Raw genomic sequence first — 15892 nt, 5'->3', positions numbered from 1 at the left:
TAAGCCTAGGCATGAACAAATTAAGATATGAGTCTATTCGACTGGTTCAACAGTTCTGTCCAGTCAGTCCGGACAGACGGAATGGATGGTGTTGAAGAATCACTGTACGAATTTCGAGTAGGAATCGTCAGACAAATTAGTAATTTGAATTATAATCCAACACCGGTTTGGGAGCGTGATTGGGATCTTCTGATTGTACTTGACGCTTGTCGTTTGGATTTACTACAATCTGTCGCAGATGAATACCAATTTCTCACAAATCCGGGCTCGTTAACGTCAGTTGCGAGCTCAACATCGGATTGGGTAAAGAAGGTTTTTGATCCACAGTATAAACACAGACTCGCACAGGCAGCGTATGTTACTGGAAATCCTAATTCGATCTATGCGTTCCCTTATACGTTCCCCAATCAGTGTGACTGTGGGGCAGAGATCAAACCTTCGCACCAAGCCGTGTACCATGAGGGGTATGAAATATGTTCGTCCTGTAAAACAAGACTCACCGGAGAACGAGAAGTTCCTGTGAAGATATTGAAAGAGATCTGGCGAAGGAGCTGGGATAACGATATCGGAACGATTCAACCCAGACCAATCACTGATACAGCAATCGAGATCAGTAGGAACCAAGATATAGATTCGATGATTGTCCATTACATGCAACCACATCATCCGTTCATTCCCGCACCAGAGTTAGACCAAGGCTCGTATATCGCTCCAAACGATAAAGAGCGAAAGAAGCAATCACGGACGATATGGGAGCAGTTGCGGACCGGCGATGTGGACGAAGAAACAGTGTGGCGTGAGTATAAGAATAACTTACGCCATGTGTTAGAGGACGTCGAAATGCTGTTGGAAAATGTTGACGCCGACACTGCCGTCGTTACCTCAGACCACGGGAACGCGATTGGAGAGTATGGGATTTACGGCCACCCACGTTGGATGTCAATCGACCCACTCGTTACCGTCCCGTGGTATGAAACTACTGGAACGGACAATAAAACACACACATCCACAGAGAGTGTCACAAATTCAAATGTCACTTCTGAAGAGGTGACACAGAGACTACAAGATCTCGGTTATTTTTAGTTCCAAGTGCTCATCAGTTGCTAAGAGAGGATAAGGCTCATGGGGCGAAGTCGACAATGGTAGCCAAAAACGACTCCAACATCCAGGTGCGCTGGGTAACAACAGGTTTTGTCGAGAACAAGAGTGATAATTAGTCGGTGACTTGGTCACTGCAAGATCAAGGTATTACCGTTCGTGCGATCCCGAATACTCGGCGCCGGACCCCACCACTGACACCGATAATGACCGTGATATAAGTGATAACACCGAGCAAAACCAATCCGGCGAGTAATGCGGCTGACATTCCGGAGAGCCTGGTTCTCACAGCGTAGACAACACCCGCCATTACGAGCGCGGCTAGGACTTCGGCCAAGACCTCTCGGCCAGGAAGATCAACGTACGAGAGGTCAAGAATCGAAAAGAGATAATACATAAGATACAACAGTTGCAGGGACATTCCGGCAAAGCTCGCCACCACAGCACCCTGGATTCCAATCGTCGGGACAAGAATAAGATCAAGAACAAGATTTGTAATCATAAGAATAGCACCCCCCCGAAAAGTGATGTCCGGTCGGTCCATACCGCTCAGTACAGCGCTAGCAGTCGACCGAAGTCCTTCCGGAATTCTTGTTGCGACGGCACCGAATGCGATGATTGCTGCTGAGGCAAACTCCTCCGTGTAGAACGTGACGATAATTGGTCGTGCGAGGACACCGAACCCAGCCAGAGCAGGAATTCCAAAAAACAACCCTAAAACTATTGAATCGTTGAGAAGTTCTCGAATACGCCCCTTATTTCCTTCCATATCTAGCCGACTAATCTCAGGTGTGACTGAGCGGGTGATTGCGCTGTAGATAACCATGACGAGGAGAGAGAATCGAAAGCCTATGCCGTATACGCCTGTTGATGATGTTCCAAGTAAGACAGTTATAATAATAATATCGATATTGTCATAAAATTTCTGAACGAAGTTATTGAGGAAACTGTACCGAGCGAACCTGATCAGGCTATAGATGTGGTGTTTCGCGGGTAAGGCGATGTTGAAACGATTTGATACGAGATAGACCGCTATCAGCGATGCAAACACCGCACCCGCCATATATCCTATCATAAGTCCAACGGCACCGAAGCCAATAGAGACAAGTGAGACCTGAACGGCGACTTGCCCAATCGAATTTGCGAAGTTGATGGCTCCTGAGCGTCCAACTTGGAATTTGCTTGCTAGAAGTGCCCCTAAAGTGTCCCTTACTTGGTACGAGATGATTGTCACAACAATAACCAATACTGAGATTCCCCCAAAATTAAAGAAGTTGATTAGTAGTTGTGATGCCAATAAAGTGCCCGCCGAGACAGTAATAACAAGTAACATAGATAGCAACAAACCAGCAGTTGCAAACTGTTCGGGATCTCTCCCTTCACTGACTCGCTTAACGATTGCTTCGTTCAGACCACCGTTTGCCAGCAAAACAAGGAAAGTGACGACAGTCTCAAAGGCATAGAACGTACCGAGAGAAGTCTGAGGGTCAGAAAGCGTCCGAGCGAAATAAATGCTCGCAATCCAGGCCACCGCGAGTGCACCCATCTGAGCAATCAACCAACCGATACCAGAACGAGCAGTACCCATCTTGTCTCAGTTCAAAGTGTATCGGATTAATAGTTCTCGTATTGGATTCTCAGCCAGTTATCAGCGCGGCGTCAGCTAAGACATTTGAATACGTAGGGAACAAAACGTAGGTAGTAGAAATTATATTGCATGGACAGCATACAGAGATTGATGCACAGAACTTCGATTCAGCAAAGGTAACTATGTTAGAATGAACTGTCTCAGTGACATAAATACGTGACCTCCAAGATACGCGCGTCCATCGTTATCCCGACCTATGAGCGACCGTCGAAATTAGAGTTGACATTAGGGTCTGTTTGTGATCAGACCGCAGACAATTATGAGATAATCGTCGTCGACGACGGCTCCGAATCCGAACACCAACACGACGTTCTCAGGCGTTTCGAAGAGAAAGAGCACGTACAAGTACTACGGCAAGAAAATTCGGGACCTGCGGCAGCACGTAACCGGGGGTGGCGACATGCCGCAGGTGAGTTTATTCTGTTCACAGACGACGACTGCATCGTTCCGCGAGATTGGGTACAATCGTTGGTTGCTGGTTTCGAACCAGGTGTTGCAGCAGTAGGTGGCTCGTTATTCCCGCCCGAGGAACTATTGAGGAGCAACCGATTTGCTCAAGCGCACAGATTTCGGGACCAGATGTCGTACGATGAACCGGACGAGCCAGTTCGGAATGAAGGTGACTTGGCAGTGGGTGGAACGGCAAATGTTGCATACCGACGGTCTGTGCTTTCCGAGATGGACGGGTTCGATGAATCGTTCCCATTAGCAGCAGGAGAAGATGCAGACCTACAGCGGCGGGTCGTTAATGCTGGATTCGATATGAAATACATCCCAATGTGTGTAGAACACAACGATGATTACAGTTGGGAGTCATTCGTTAGTAGAGCAATTCGGTCTGGAGAAGGAACACACCACTTCCATCAAAAACACGGTGGATCTCGGTCAATACCGCGGATATTGTTTGGGCTGGTTGGCTCGTTAGCCTATATCCCCTTGGCTCTACAGCAATCCAAAAATCTGGACGTGTCCTTCTTATACGTTCTTGAGCGTATGTTAAATCGTGTTGGGGAACTGAAAAGCACGGTTTATTCGTAGGTGAACGGATTACTGTCTGTCCATTGCCAACCGGTACACATCACAAATCTCATCAATGACAGTTTCAGGAGAGTACCGTTTGTAGACATACGCCTGATTCTGGACTCCATCGCCTGATCGATCTCGTGCTAGCGAAATTGTCTCAGCGAGCTTTTTTGCGTTTCTGGGCGGACAGAGGAGTTCGTCTTGCTGGACGATTTCTGCGGGGCCCCCTAGGTTAGTTGCAACCACTGGAAGGCCTGCTTGCATCGCCTCTAGCAACGTTCGTCCGAACGGTTCCGGCCATATACCAGGATGGACGAATAGGTCAGCATCTGTGTAGTACTGGCGTAGTTGCTCGTACGGAATCTGGCCCGTGAAATCGACACGAGAGTTAACTCCCAGTCGATTAGCTAATGACTCAAGGGGTTGGCGTTGGTCTCCAGTGCCAACTACTCTGAGAGAGATGTCCGAAGAAAGGTGAGACAGAGACTCAATAAGATACTTGACTCCCTTCTCTCTGATTAGGCTACCAACGAAAAGTAACTGAAAGCTATTGGAGTCTGTTCCAGATTCAGGAACCTCAAATGACGGATCAAGCATATTTGGGACCACATCGATTGGAACGTCCTGGAAACCGTTTTCGCGGTAGATAGTTCTGGAAGCGTCGCTCAGTGTGATAAAACGGTTGATCTGCTTTGTCTCGCTCCGGATAATTCGACCAGTAGTGCCCATTGAGAGAAGTTCGTACAAATGTCGTTTCGGGGGTGCTTTTATCCCGAAAGCCGACTTGGGTAGGAGGTCATACGAGTTCAGTGTCGCTACGCTTGGAACGCCCATCTGGGAGGAGAGACGACCAACAATAGGGTTCAATACGATGTTGTACGAATGAAGTACGTCGAATGATTCTAACTGTTTGAATTTCCTCCTCAGTGGGAGGTATGCCAGTAGATTCGAACACTCCATAATCTGATGTGGGAGGCTTCTAAATCGGTGGACTCTGATTCCGTCAACTGATCGCGCATCGGCGCCATCAAAACTAAAGACCTCAACACGATCTACATGAGGTGATAGTTCATTTGCAAGAAGTTGGACACTGATTTCTCCCCCACCGTGAACTACAGGTGGATATCGGGGTGTGATGATGGCAACACGCACGATGTCAGCGGTGAGCGTGAATTATAAAAATCTTTGGTAAGCACTACTTCCTTCAGTAGTCAATCAAGAAACACACTTGAAAAGACTGTACTGTAGTCGTAATTGGTGTCGCTGTTTCTGGGTGGACTCCCTGAGGCTACGTTCGACCGAAGGAACACTACGGTGCACCTCTCAAACCTCACTGGGTGTTACATTTTATCCCCCCCACGACTAAGGATACTAAATTTTTGGAACCATCCATCACGGCTTCATAATTTATCTAATCAGGGTGACGATTTGAACGGGATATAGTGTAGTGTATGTTCATCACCCATCCAGCCGGTAGACCAACAGTCAGCGATATTCTGGATGACATCTCAACTTTGAGTCGGTGTCCACGACACTATCGTTGATCGAGACGACACTGGAACCTGTCAACCAGTCCAGTACTTTCTGTGCGTTCGTATCATCACCGTCAGTCACGACCGAATACTCGTTGGACAGTTCAAACAGGACAACCGACCCAGAGAGCAAGTCGTTAACGAGAATCACCACAGTCGCGATATGGAACACATTGTGGTAATGCTATTTCCAGGCAATTTCGAGTCCTTAAGACGTGAGTGTTGTAATCGAGGGAGCGAGCATGGTAGCCTCGTACTGATGGTTTTGATGTGTTCCGTAGTTAAAACACACGTACGTAGATAAACATCCACGACCAGAAGATGCCATGTCTGCTGAGTGCCGACACGAGTCGCCTCGGGGGGCGATCTAACCGATGAACGTCGTCCGCGAATGTGTCCTTACCAGATAGCAATACTAAGGAGTAGCCCCGAGGAAAACCGGCAACTACAACGAGTAGAGAGGTTCAAAAGCGTACAGTTTGGCCAAACAGTTCGTATTCCCACGTAGACGACTTCAAGCGCGTGAGAAAAACTCTGGAGGAAAGAAAACCGATATCACGAAGTCAGTCAGTCGCGTCAAGTTCCTTACCTCGTTGTGGACGGGGGACGACCCATCATTGGCACCCGAGCTGTGAGTCTCTTTGAAAAAAAAGTTTGTCGTGTGAGATTTACGGGGAGATGTCTCTCCCATGTTCGTGAGTAGCATAGAGACGGTGGATTTTAGAGAGAAGAACGAAATCTCTCTTTAATGAAAGCCATCATTCCAGCCGCCGGTCAAGGAACACGGCTCTACCCCCAGACGCATACGAAACCAAAGGGGATGGTACGGCTAGCTGGGAAGCCGATTCTCGGACACATCCTCCAAAATATTGCCGAGACGAATGTCGAAGAAGTCGTCGTCGTCGTCGGGGGGACTATGAAAGACCAAATTATTGAGTATTCTCGGTCTGCATTCTCCGAACGGTTCGCATTCGACTTCGTAGAACAAGAGAACGCAAAAGGCCTCGGCCACAGTATCTATCAGGCCGAATCTGTCGCCCGCGGCGACGAGTTACTCATCGCACTCGGGGACATGCTCTTCGAAAACAAGTTCAACGCATTCCTCGATGCTCATGACGAACTTCCGGAGAGCGACGGAAGCATTGGCGTGAAAGAGGTTTCCGAACCGAACCATTATGGCGTCGTCGAAATGAACGAGGACAACGCAGTCAGCCGACTCGTCGAGAAACCTGATGACCCACCATCGAACTTCGCTATCAGTGGCGTGTACATTATCGAAAATTCGAACGCGCTTTTTGACGCTCTTGGAAATCTGGTCAACAACGACATCAGAGGTGCTGGAAACGAGTTCCAATTAACCGACGCGCTCCAGATGATGGTCGAACAGGGGTGCAACCTCCGAACATTCGAAGTCGAAGACTGGTACGACTGTGGTCGTCCAGAGACGCTTCTGGAAGCCAACCGTGTCCTTCTCGAACGAACCAAAACAGATGGAGACGAGCAACTTAGAGGGTCTGTCATCATCCCTCCCATTGACGCTGGAGAGAATATAACCGTCAAAGGGAGTGTCATCGGACCGTACGTGAGTATTGACAATGGGGCCACGATAGAACAGAGCATCGTTGCCAACAGTATTGTGGGGCAGAATGCGGTCTTACAGGGCGTCAATATCAGCGAAAGCATCGTCGGGAGTAACACCGACGTCCACGGGGAGGCGAACAATCTCAACGTTGGCGACAACAGCAGTATCTATTTCTAACATATGTCGGAAGACGAAAGTCCACTACAGCCTGGTACAGAAAGGATAATGCATGCAGTTGTGACTGGCGGCGCGGGATTTCTCGGGAGTCACCTCGTCGATAGCCTCCTTGAAGATGGGTTCCGTGTCACTGTTCTTGACAACTACGGTAGTGGCCGTGAAGAGAACTTAGCGCATGTTGAGTCGTCAAGGCTTACCGTTCAGAAACACGATGTTCGGGATCCGTTCCCTGAATTCAAAACTGTCGATGTCGTCTATCATATGGCGTCACGGGCGAGCCCAGAAGATTTCACCTCGCACGCTGTCGAAATCGCATTGACGAACAGTCAAGGGACCAAGCACGCACTCGAATGTGCTCGTGACCACGACGCTCGCGCGCTCATCGCCTCGACCAGTGAAGTATACGGGAATGCAGGCGAACATCCTCAGTCGGAAACGTACAACGGCAACGTCAACATCAGAGGCCCGCGAGCGCCCTACGACGAGTCGAAGCGTTTCTCGGAGGCGCTCGCCGTCGCGTATGAACGGAAATACGAGATGGACATTCGCACCGCGAGAATTTTCAACACGTTCGGCCCCCGAATGGATCCAAACGACGGTCGTGTGGTTCCGAACTTCTTGACGCAGGCGCTCCGAGGTGAGGACTTGACTATCTACGGTGATGGTAGTCAGACCCGGAGTTTCTGTTACGTGTCGGATCTGATAGCAGGAATCAGGGCGATTGCTGACGCGCCTGCTGAAGTCGCTGCAGGCGACGTGTTCAACGTCGGGAACACAGAGGAGATATCCATTCAGGAATTAACTGACGTCATCCTCGATGTCGTTGATACCGATTCCGGCATGACGTACAAACCGCTCCCACAAGACGACCCAGAAGTTCGACGCCCAGACATCTCCAAAATCACGTCACAGTTCGATTGGAAGCCCTCGATCTCGCTCCGAACGGGACTCAAAAGAACGATTCCGTATTTTGAACAGCGGCTAACAGACGACTAATCACACATGCAGTAAAAATTCGAAGAGATGAGCTTCGTCGGAGAGGAGTAATCTGCGTCACTCAATGTAGTGACACATGACATTCAATTTGTGAGAAGTAACTATATTCACAACCTGTACACAGACGTTACACATGGGTAAGCCCGAGACCGTCCTCGTCACCGGTGGCGCGGGCTTCGTTGGCAGTCACGCGGTCGAGTACTACGCAGAACAGGGTGCCGACGTCACAGCACTCGACAATCTCAGCCGAATCGATACTCTCGAAACGGCCGACGAGAGCCGGAACACCGCAGCATACAACTGGAATTTCATCGACGAGAACTACCCCGACGTCGAACTCATCGAAGCGGACATCCGCGACGGCGACGCGCTCGAATCCATCGTCGAAGGCCACGATGCAATCGTTCACACTGCCGGTCAGGTCGCGGTCACCGCATCACTGACGGACCCACGGACGGACTTCGAAGTGAACGCCGAAGGAACGTTCAACGTCCTCGAAGCTGCACGAAAAGCAGACAGCGACCCCGCCGTGGTGGTCGCCTCAACGAACAAAGTGTACGGAAACAACGTCAACGACATCCCTGTCCGCGAAGAAGAGAACCGCTACTGGTACGATGACGCAGACTTCGAGAACGGAATCCCCGAATCGCTCTCCATCGACGGCTGTGAACACACACCGTATGGTGTCTCAAAACTCGCTGCCGACATCTACGTGCAGGACTACGCAGAGCGGAACGAGGTTCAGGCGGCTGCCTTCCGGATGAGTTGTATTTACGGAACACGCCAGTTCGGAAATGAAGACCAAGGGTGGGTCGCCCACTTTGCAATCAGTACGCTCAATAACGAACCGTTGACCATCTTTGGAGATGGAAAGCAGGTTCGTGATGTCCTCTACGTGAAAGACCTTGTTCGGGCCTACGACGCGTTCTTGTCAGACCCTGACGGGAAGTCCGCGGTCTACAATATGGGTGGAGGAACGCAGAACACGACAAGCCTGCTTGAGTTCCTCGACCTCCTCGAAGAAAAGTCAGGCATGCGCACCGACATCTCCTTCGACGAGTGGCGTGAAGGCGACCAGAAAGTGTACGTCTCGGATACGTCACGAGCGCGGAACGAACTCGACTGGGAACGGAAAGTCGACTTCGAAGAAGGAATCGAACGGTTCGTCGACTGGTACGAGAGCCGATAACGTTCCTGAAAATGAAGTTTCGAAGACCGACTTTCACAAGACTTATGCGCGTTTTCCGAATCCATCGAATCAATGAGCGTAGACTCTGAACGTACAGAGGGCCTCGATTCTCAGTCGGTCCTCGAACTGTTCAAAGACTGGTATCACGTTCCCGTCCTCCTCGTGATACTAGTCACTATGTTGGCTATTCGTCTCCGGTCGTACAGCAATTTCATCAGAGATGGTGATGTCCTTTTCTCGGGAAACGACGCGTGGTATCACCTTCGTGAGGTCTCGTACACGGTTCGCCACTGGCCCTCCACAATGCCGTTCGACCCGTGGACGAACTTCCCGTTCGGGACGAGTGTCGGCCAGTTCGGCACTATTTACGACCAAATAATTGCGACGGTCGCCCTCATCGTTGGACTCGGGAGTCCCTCCCCGGATGTAGTCGCGGAAACGCTCCTCGTCGCACCAGCAGTCTTTGGGACGCTTGTCGCCATTCCAACGTTCTTAATCGGCCGCAGACTGGGCGGACGTCTCGGCGGTCTCTTCGGCGTCGTCATCCTGATGCTCCTTCCCGGGACCTTCCTTCAGCGTGGTCTCGTCGGGTTCGCCGACCACAACATCGCAGAGCCGTTTTTCCAGGGGTTCGCTGTCCTCGCGATTATGATTGCGCTTCGTGTCGCCGACCGCGAAAAACCCGTCTGGGAACTCGTTGAGGCCCGCGACTTCGACGCCCTCCGAAATCCCATCAAGTGGTCCGCGCTTGCCGGCGTCGCGATAGCGGTCTACATGTGGTCGTGGCCGCCGGGTATCCTTCTCGTTGGGATTGTTGGTCTCTTTTTGGTCCTTGCGATGGTTTCTGACTTCGTACGCGGGCAGTCCCCCGAACATGTCGCGTTCGTCGGTGTCGTCTCGATGCTCGTCACCGGCGTCTTGATGTTCGTCCCCCTCAACGACACCTCGTTCAGTATCACCCAGTTCAGCCTCATTCAACCGCTGTTCTCGTTCGGTATCGCTCTCGGTGCTGCCTTTCTCGCCGCACTCGCTCGCTGGTGGGAGTCGAACGATGTCGACGACCGAGGATACCCCATTGCTGTCGCTGGCATCGGGCTCATCGCGATAGCGCTACTGGCGGTCATCCTCCCGGACGCGTTCAGACAGATTACAACTAACTTCCTCCGCACGGTCGGCTTCAGCGCCGGTGCAGCCACTCGGACTATCGGCGAGGCACAGCCGTTCCTCGCTGCAAACACGCTCCAGTCGAGCGGTCAGACGGCAGTCGGTCGTATCATGTCCGAGTACGGGTTTACCTTCTTCACCGGTGTGGTCGCGGCAGTTTGGCTCGTCGCCAAACCCATCGTTAACGATGGGGACTCGCGGAAGATTGGCTACGTCGTCGGGAGTCTCGCCCTCATTGGGGTGCTCTTCTTGATACCGGCGCTTCCGGCAGGGGTCGGTAGTGTCCTCGGCGTCGAATCGTCGCTCGTCAGCCTCGCCATCGTCACCGCACTCATCGTGGGCGCAGTGATGCAAGCTGACTACGAGAGCGAACAGCTGTTCGTCCTCGTGTGGGCAGCTATTATGACCTCTGCCGCCTTCACGCAGGTTCGTTTCAACTACTACCTCGCCGTAGTCGTCGCGGTGATGAACGCCTACCTCCTTCGAGAGGTCCTCGGAATCGGCTTCATCGGTCTCGCGAACGTCGAACGCCTCGACGACGTCTCGTATAGTCAGGTCGCGGCGGTCGCAATCGCCGTTCTCCTCATCCTCACGCCCGTTCTCATCATCCCGATACAACTCGGTAACGGCGGCGTGTCGCAGAACGCCATGCAGGCGTCTCAGACCGGTCCGGGCTCCGTCACCGAGTGGGAAGGGAGCCTGACTTGGATGCAGAACAACACCCCCGCGGAAGGCGAACTCGGCGGCACGTCGAACCGGATGGAGTACTACGGGACGTACGAGCGCGCAGACGACTTCGACTATCCGGACGGTTCGTACGGCGTCATGTCCTGGTGGGACTACGGTCACTGGATTACCGTCCTCGGCGAACGCATCCCGAACGCGAACCCGTTCCAAGAAGGTGCGACGGAGGCAGCGAACTTCCTCCTCGCCGAAGACGAACAGCAGGCCGAATCGGTGCTCACCTCGATGGGTGACGACGGCGAAGGCGACCAGACCCGCTACGTCATGGTCGACTGGCAGATGGCTTCGACCGACTCGAAGTTCAGCGCGCCGACCGTCTTCTACGACGAGTCGAACATCTCCAGGTCGGACTTCTACAGTCCGATGTACCGCCTGCAAGAGCAGAACGGGCAGACGACTATCGCCGCCGCATCGAACGTCAAGGACCAACGCTACTACGAGAGCCTGATGGTCCGACTCTACGCGTACCACGGTAGCGCCCGCGAGGCGTCGCCGATCGTCGTCGATTGGGAAGAGCGCACATCTTCCGACGGCTCGGTGACGTTCAAAGTGACGCCCTCGGACGGGCAGGCGGTCAGGGTGTTCGACAACATGACCGCAGCAGAGGAGTACGTCGCGAACGACCCGACCTCACAGATCGGCGGTCTCGGCACGTTCCCCGAGGAGCGCGTTGCCGCGCTCGAACACTACCGCCTCGTGAAGTCCTCGAACAGTTCGGCGCTCCGCTCGGGGGCCTACCAGAACTCCATCGTCAGGGAGGGGAACACCTACGGCATTCAGCCGCAGGCGCTCGTCCCCAACAACCCCTCGTGGGTCAAGACGTTCGAGCGCGTTCCCGGCGCGACGGTCGAAGGCAGCGGTGCCCCGGCCAACGCGACGGTGACCGCGCGCGTCCAGATGCGCGACCTGACCACGGGCACGAACTTCACGTACACGCAGCAGGCGCAGACCGACGCCGACGGTGAGTTCACGATGACGCTCCCGTACTCCACGACCGGCTACGACGAGTACGGCCCGGACAACGGCTACACGAACGTCAGCGTCCGCGCGACGGGCGGCTACGCGTTCACCGGCCCGACGTCGGTCGCCGGGAACAACACCGTCGTCAGCTACCAGGCGGAGAACGTCGCCGTCGAGGAGGGCCTCGTCAACGGTGCCGAAGACGGTGCCGTGGAGGTCACCCTCGAACGGAACGAACAGGAACTCGACCTGACCGGGAACTCCTCGTCGGACGACTCGCAGACGAACGAGTCGGCGTCGACCTCGGTCTCGGCGTCGGTCGACGCCGGCGCGGTCGCGGTCGCTCCGTAACGAACCAACGGCGACGCTGGCGGCTTTTTGTCTTCTTCGAGGCCGATTCAGAGAGTGACTCGTGGGGGGAACCTTAGACGAGCGACTCGTAGTCGATGCCGTCGCGTCGAGTGACGATGCGGCGACCGTCGATGACGACGGGCGAGCGCATGGCGTCGAACTCGTCGTCGAGCGCCGCGAACTCGTCCCAGTCGGTCGCGACGAGCGCCGCATCGGCGCCCGCGAGCGCGTCTGCGGCCGAGTCGGCGTACTCGATGTCAGGGAACTGCTCGCGCATGTTTTCGGTTGCGACGGGGTCGTACCCGACGACGTCGGCTCCGGCGTCGAGGAGCGAACCGATGAGTAACGTCGCCCGCGACTTCCGGATGTCATCGGTGCCGGGCTTGAACGCGAGCCCGAGCACGGCGACGCGCTGACCGTCGAGGTCGACGCGCTCGCGGAGGAGGTCGAGCATTCGCTCCGGTTGGCCGTCGTTCACGTCGACGGCGGCCTGCAAGAGGCGGGGTTCGTAGCCCCGACCGCGGGCCGCGGCGATAATCGCGGCCGTGTCCTTCGGGAAGCACGACCCGCCCCACCCGAGACCCGCACCGAGGAACGCCGAGCCGATACGAGCGTCGAGGCCGATGGTCTCCAACACCTCCGCGGAGTCGACGCCGAACTCCTTGCAGATGTTCGCGAGGTCGTTGGCGAGGCTGATCTTCGACGCGAGGAAGGCGTTGTTGGCGTACTTTATCATCTCGGCTTCGCTGATTCCGGTCTCGACGACCGGGGGGTTCCCGGCGCGGTCGACGAGCGGGGCGAAAATCTCGTCTAACTGCTCGTACGCGCGTTCGGTCTGTGCGCCGAGGACGACCTTGTCAGGGTCGAGGAAGTCGTCCACGGCGGTGCCCTCGCGGAGGAACTCGGGGTTCATCGCGATATCGAACCCCTCGCCGACACGTTTCCCAGACGCCTCCTCGATTCGCGGCCCGATGACGTCGACCGTCGTCGTCGGAACGACCGTGCTCTTGGTGACGACGAGGTGCGGGCCGTCTTTCCGCGCCAGCGTCTCGCCGAGCGACGTCGCGGCGGCCTTCATCGCGCCGAGGTCGATACTGCCGTCGTCGTTCGACGGCGTCGGGAGGGCGAGAAACGTCGCGTCCGTGTCGAGTACCTCGTCGTAGTCGGTCGTCGCTCGGAGTCGGTCTCCCGCGTGCCGTTCGACGAGTTCGGCCAGACCGGGCTCGTGAATCGGGCACCGACCCTCGTTCAACGCCCGAACGATGTCGTCGTCGATGTCGACGTTGACGACGTGGTGGCCGAGCTCCGCGAAGCAGGCCGCGACCGTCGTGCCGACGTACCCGCTGCCGATGATGCTGAGCTTCATTGACAGAGTTGTGAATGGCAGGTGGTTTGATTCTTTCCGAGTCGCGTTTTCGGAATCTGGCTTAGTGAATACTATCGTGGCTCTTTTGACGCTCAGCGTTCGGAGAGAAAGACCGTACACCCTCGGTCAGATTTGGCAATCTTCTACACCCATAGAATCAGAAGAAAGCCGGGTTCTCACTAGCTACACCCTTCGTTCTCAGGGGTGTACACCCACGGCGTTTCCCCGCAAGAGTGTACTTCATTGTGGTCGGTTCAAGGTGTACACCAACTTCTCTACAATCGAGATTTCCCACGTCTTTCGGGTTTGTTTATCGCTCTCAAAAGGACAGAGGAGCCCTTGTGCGATATTTCACGGGATATCATCTATAGTCATGTTCACAAACGAGCGCTGTGACTCTACCAACACACGCTCGCAAGCCAAGAAGAATTCTCCAGTACACACCATCGTGAGTGGGGTGTATCCACCGAATGGTGAAGCTACGGAATAGCCTAGGTACCCTTCAACGACTACAACAATCAGCATTTCACGACGTTGATAGTGGGCTCTGGTTGATTCTTGAGTCAGAGCTTGTGTTTCACTCATGAGTCAAAGAGAGATTGTTCTCGCATCTATCTCAATCGTCTTCGTGTTTCACTTGCGATGAATACCTCTCTTCCGGGAGATTTCATGCGTGTACTGAACACAGCGACTCGTATGAGACTCTCCACTCCGGAAAATCGTGGGGGCATAGATGTGCTTGGTCTTAGAGTGTTCAACAGAGAAGTAGGTAACAGAAATCACAGTATTCCATAGCGGTGGACTCAAATGGACTCCGAAGAAGATTCGCACAAGCAAATGCCAGCGCAATCCGACGAACGTTCGGCCCTCCTCTCGTGGCTTCTCATCTACCTGAAAGGCGTCTGTATGGGGGCCGCCGACGCCGTGCCCGGCGTCTCGGGCGGTACTATCGCGCTCATCACTGGCATCTACGAACGACTCATCGGCGCGGTGACGGCCATCACGCCCGGTCGCATCAAACGCGTCCTCGGCGTCGTCGTCCCCGGTCGCCGGGCCGACGCGGTCGCGGCGATGCGCGAAGTCGACATCGGCTTCCTGCTCGCGCTGGGCGCGGGCATTGCCACCGCCATCGTGACCGTGATGCGCGTGCTCCACATCGCGCTCAACGAGGCACCGGTCCCGACGTACGGCTTTTTCTTCGGGCTCATCGCCGCGTCGGCGGTGGTCCTGTACGCGCAGGTCTCGCTCGATGGCCCGCGTCAAATCGCGGCCGCCGTCGCCGGCTTCCTCATCGCCTTCATCGCCTCCGGCGGCGGTGCCGGGGTGGCCGGGCACTCGCTCCCAGCCATCGCGTTCGCCGGCGGTATCGCCGTCAGCGCGATGATTCTCCCCGGCGTCTCGGGGTCGCTCCTCCTGTTGATTCTCGGCCAGTACGAGTACATGACCGCGGCGCTCAACACGTTCCTCGACAGCCTCATCGATGTCGCCGGCGGCGCGCCGCTGTCTGTCGTCGTCGAACCGGGGACGGTCGTCGTCACGTTCATGCTCGGGGCCATCATCGGCCTGTTCAGCATCGCACACGTCGTCCGCTGGGCGCTCGAACACCACCGCCGGGCGACGCTCGCGTTCCTCGTGAGCCTCATCGTCGGGGCGCTGCGCGCGCCGGTGGTGAAGAGCACGGAGGAACTCGTCGCCGCGGGGGAGTCGTGGACGACCGGACTTTACGCCACGTTCGCCGTGGCGGCCGTCGTCGGCGCGGCAGTGGTCCTGCTCGTCGACCGCTACACGGACGTCATCGAGTCCTGAACGAGAGCGCAGTCGCCACCGCCACGGCGGGGCGACGACTCCCGTGAGAAGGAAGTCGGACGGTTACGGGCGGACCCGGACTGTACGGCTCGCGCGAACGACACTCACTCGCGGGCGACGGCGATGTTTCGAACCGAGCCGCCGCAGTCAGGACACTCTGACAGGTGGGTCTCGCTGACGGTTCGAGTGCGACAGGAGCGACACTCTTGACATCCTCTCTGCGCTAAAGCGCGAGGATTCCTCCGTTGGGGGTCGG

At 55.0% G+C, this 15892-nt stretch carries 10 protein-coding genes and 1 pseudogene; 7 read left to right on the top strand and 4 right to left on the bottom strand.

Features of this window, described 5'->3' with window-relative positions:
- The first annotated feature begins 27 nt into the window (after window positions 1-27).
- Complete coding sequence (locus BN996_RS19750) at window positions 28-1083, top strand: alkaline phosphatase family protein (protein WP_139043113.1); 1056 nt, start codon at window positions 28-30, stop codon at window positions 1081-1083.
- 157 nt (window positions 1084-1240) lie between these two features.
- Here BN996_RS19750 and BN996_RS07155 read toward each other — a convergent pair whose 3' ends face one another.
- On the bottom strand, window positions 1241-2686 hold the full coding sequence (locus BN996_RS07155; RefSeq protein ID WP_089777851.1) for an oligosaccharide flippase family protein: 1446 nt from the start codon (window positions 2684-2686) through the stop codon (window positions 1241-1243).
- Between the two features lie 216 nt (window positions 2687-2902).
- Between BN996_RS07155 and BN996_RS20800 the strand changes: the two genes are divergently transcribed.
- Window positions 2903-3784, top strand: a complete 882-nt coding sequence (locus tag BN996_RS20800; protein WP_089777849.1) for a glycosyltransferase family 2 protein — start codon at window positions 2903-2905, stop codon at window positions 3782-3784.
- Window positions 3785-3793: 9 nt separating this feature from the next.
- Here BN996_RS20800 and BN996_RS07145 read toward each other — a convergent pair whose 3' ends face one another.
- Complete coding sequence (locus BN996_RS07145; RefSeq protein ID WP_089777847.1) at window positions 3794-4921, bottom strand: glycosyltransferase family 4 protein; 1128 nt, start codon at window positions 4919-4921, stop codon at window positions 3794-3796.
- 1128 nt (window positions 4922-6049) lie between these two features.
- On the opposite strand from BN996_RS07145, the gene BN996_RS07135 reads away from it, so the two are divergent.
- The 4 genes from BN996_RS07135 to BN996_RS07120 all read left to right on the top strand — a co-directional run bounded on the left by BN996_RS07135 (window position 6050) and on the right by BN996_RS07120 (window position 12464).
- Entirely contained in the window at window positions 6050-7060 is a 1011-nt protein-coding gene (locus BN996_RS07135; protein WP_089777843.1) for a sugar phosphate nucleotidyltransferase, read from the top strand.
- 3 nt (window positions 7061-7063) lie between these two features.
- Complete coding sequence (locus BN996_RS07130) at window positions 7064-8056, top strand: NAD-dependent epimerase/dehydratase family protein (RefSeq protein ID WP_226908715.1); 993 nt, start codon at window positions 7064-7066, stop codon at window positions 8054-8056.
- A 133-nt stretch (window positions 8057-8189) separates the two neighbouring features.
- Window positions 8190-9245 carry an NAD-dependent epimerase/dehydratase family protein gene (locus tag BN996_RS07125; RefSeq protein WP_089777840.1) on the top strand — a complete coding sequence of 352 codons (1056 nt, stop codon included), beginning with the start codon at window positions 8190-8192 and terminating at the stop codon, window positions 9243-9245.
- A gap of 72 nt (window positions 9246-9317) precedes the next feature.
- The gene (locus BN996_RS07120) at window positions 9318-12464 is read left to right on the top strand and encodes an oligosaccharyl transferase, archaeosortase A system-associated (protein WP_089777839.1); all 3147 of its coding nucleotides are present in this window, start codon (window positions 9318-9320) and stop codon (window positions 12462-12464) included.
- A gap of 73 nt (window positions 12465-12537) precedes the next feature.
- Here BN996_RS07120 and aglM read toward each other — a convergent pair whose 3' ends face one another.
- A complete protein-coding gene (gene aglM, locus BN996_RS07115; RefSeq protein ID WP_089777837.1) occupies window positions 12538-13830 on the bottom strand; it encodes a UDP-glucose 6-dehydrogenase AglM in 1293 nt (430 codons plus the stop codon).
- An 837-nt stretch (window positions 13831-14667) separates the two neighbouring features.
- Between aglM and BN996_RS07110 the strand changes: the two genes are divergently transcribed.
- Window positions 14668-15636: a DUF368 domain-containing protein gene (locus BN996_RS07110; protein WP_089779856.1), complete on the top strand. Its 969-nt coding sequence runs from the start codon at window positions 14668-14670 to the stop codon at window positions 15634-15636.
- A 104-nt stretch (window positions 15637-15740) separates the two neighbouring features.
- Here BN996_RS07110 and BN996_RS20795 read toward each other — a convergent pair.
- A pseudogene (locus BN996_RS20795) lies at window positions 15741-15851 on the bottom strand (rubrerythrin-like domain-containing protein); the annotation flags it as partial.
- Window positions 15852-15892 lie beyond the last annotated feature (41 nt).

Source organism: Haloferax massiliensis, assembly GCF_001368915.1.
Taxonomy (GTDB): domain Archaea; phylum Halobacteriota; class Halobacteria; order Halobacteriales; family Haloferacaceae; genus Haloferax; species Haloferax massiliensis.
Note: the sequence above shows the minus strand (reverse complement) of the source record. Positions and strands in the feature narration are given on the sequence as shown.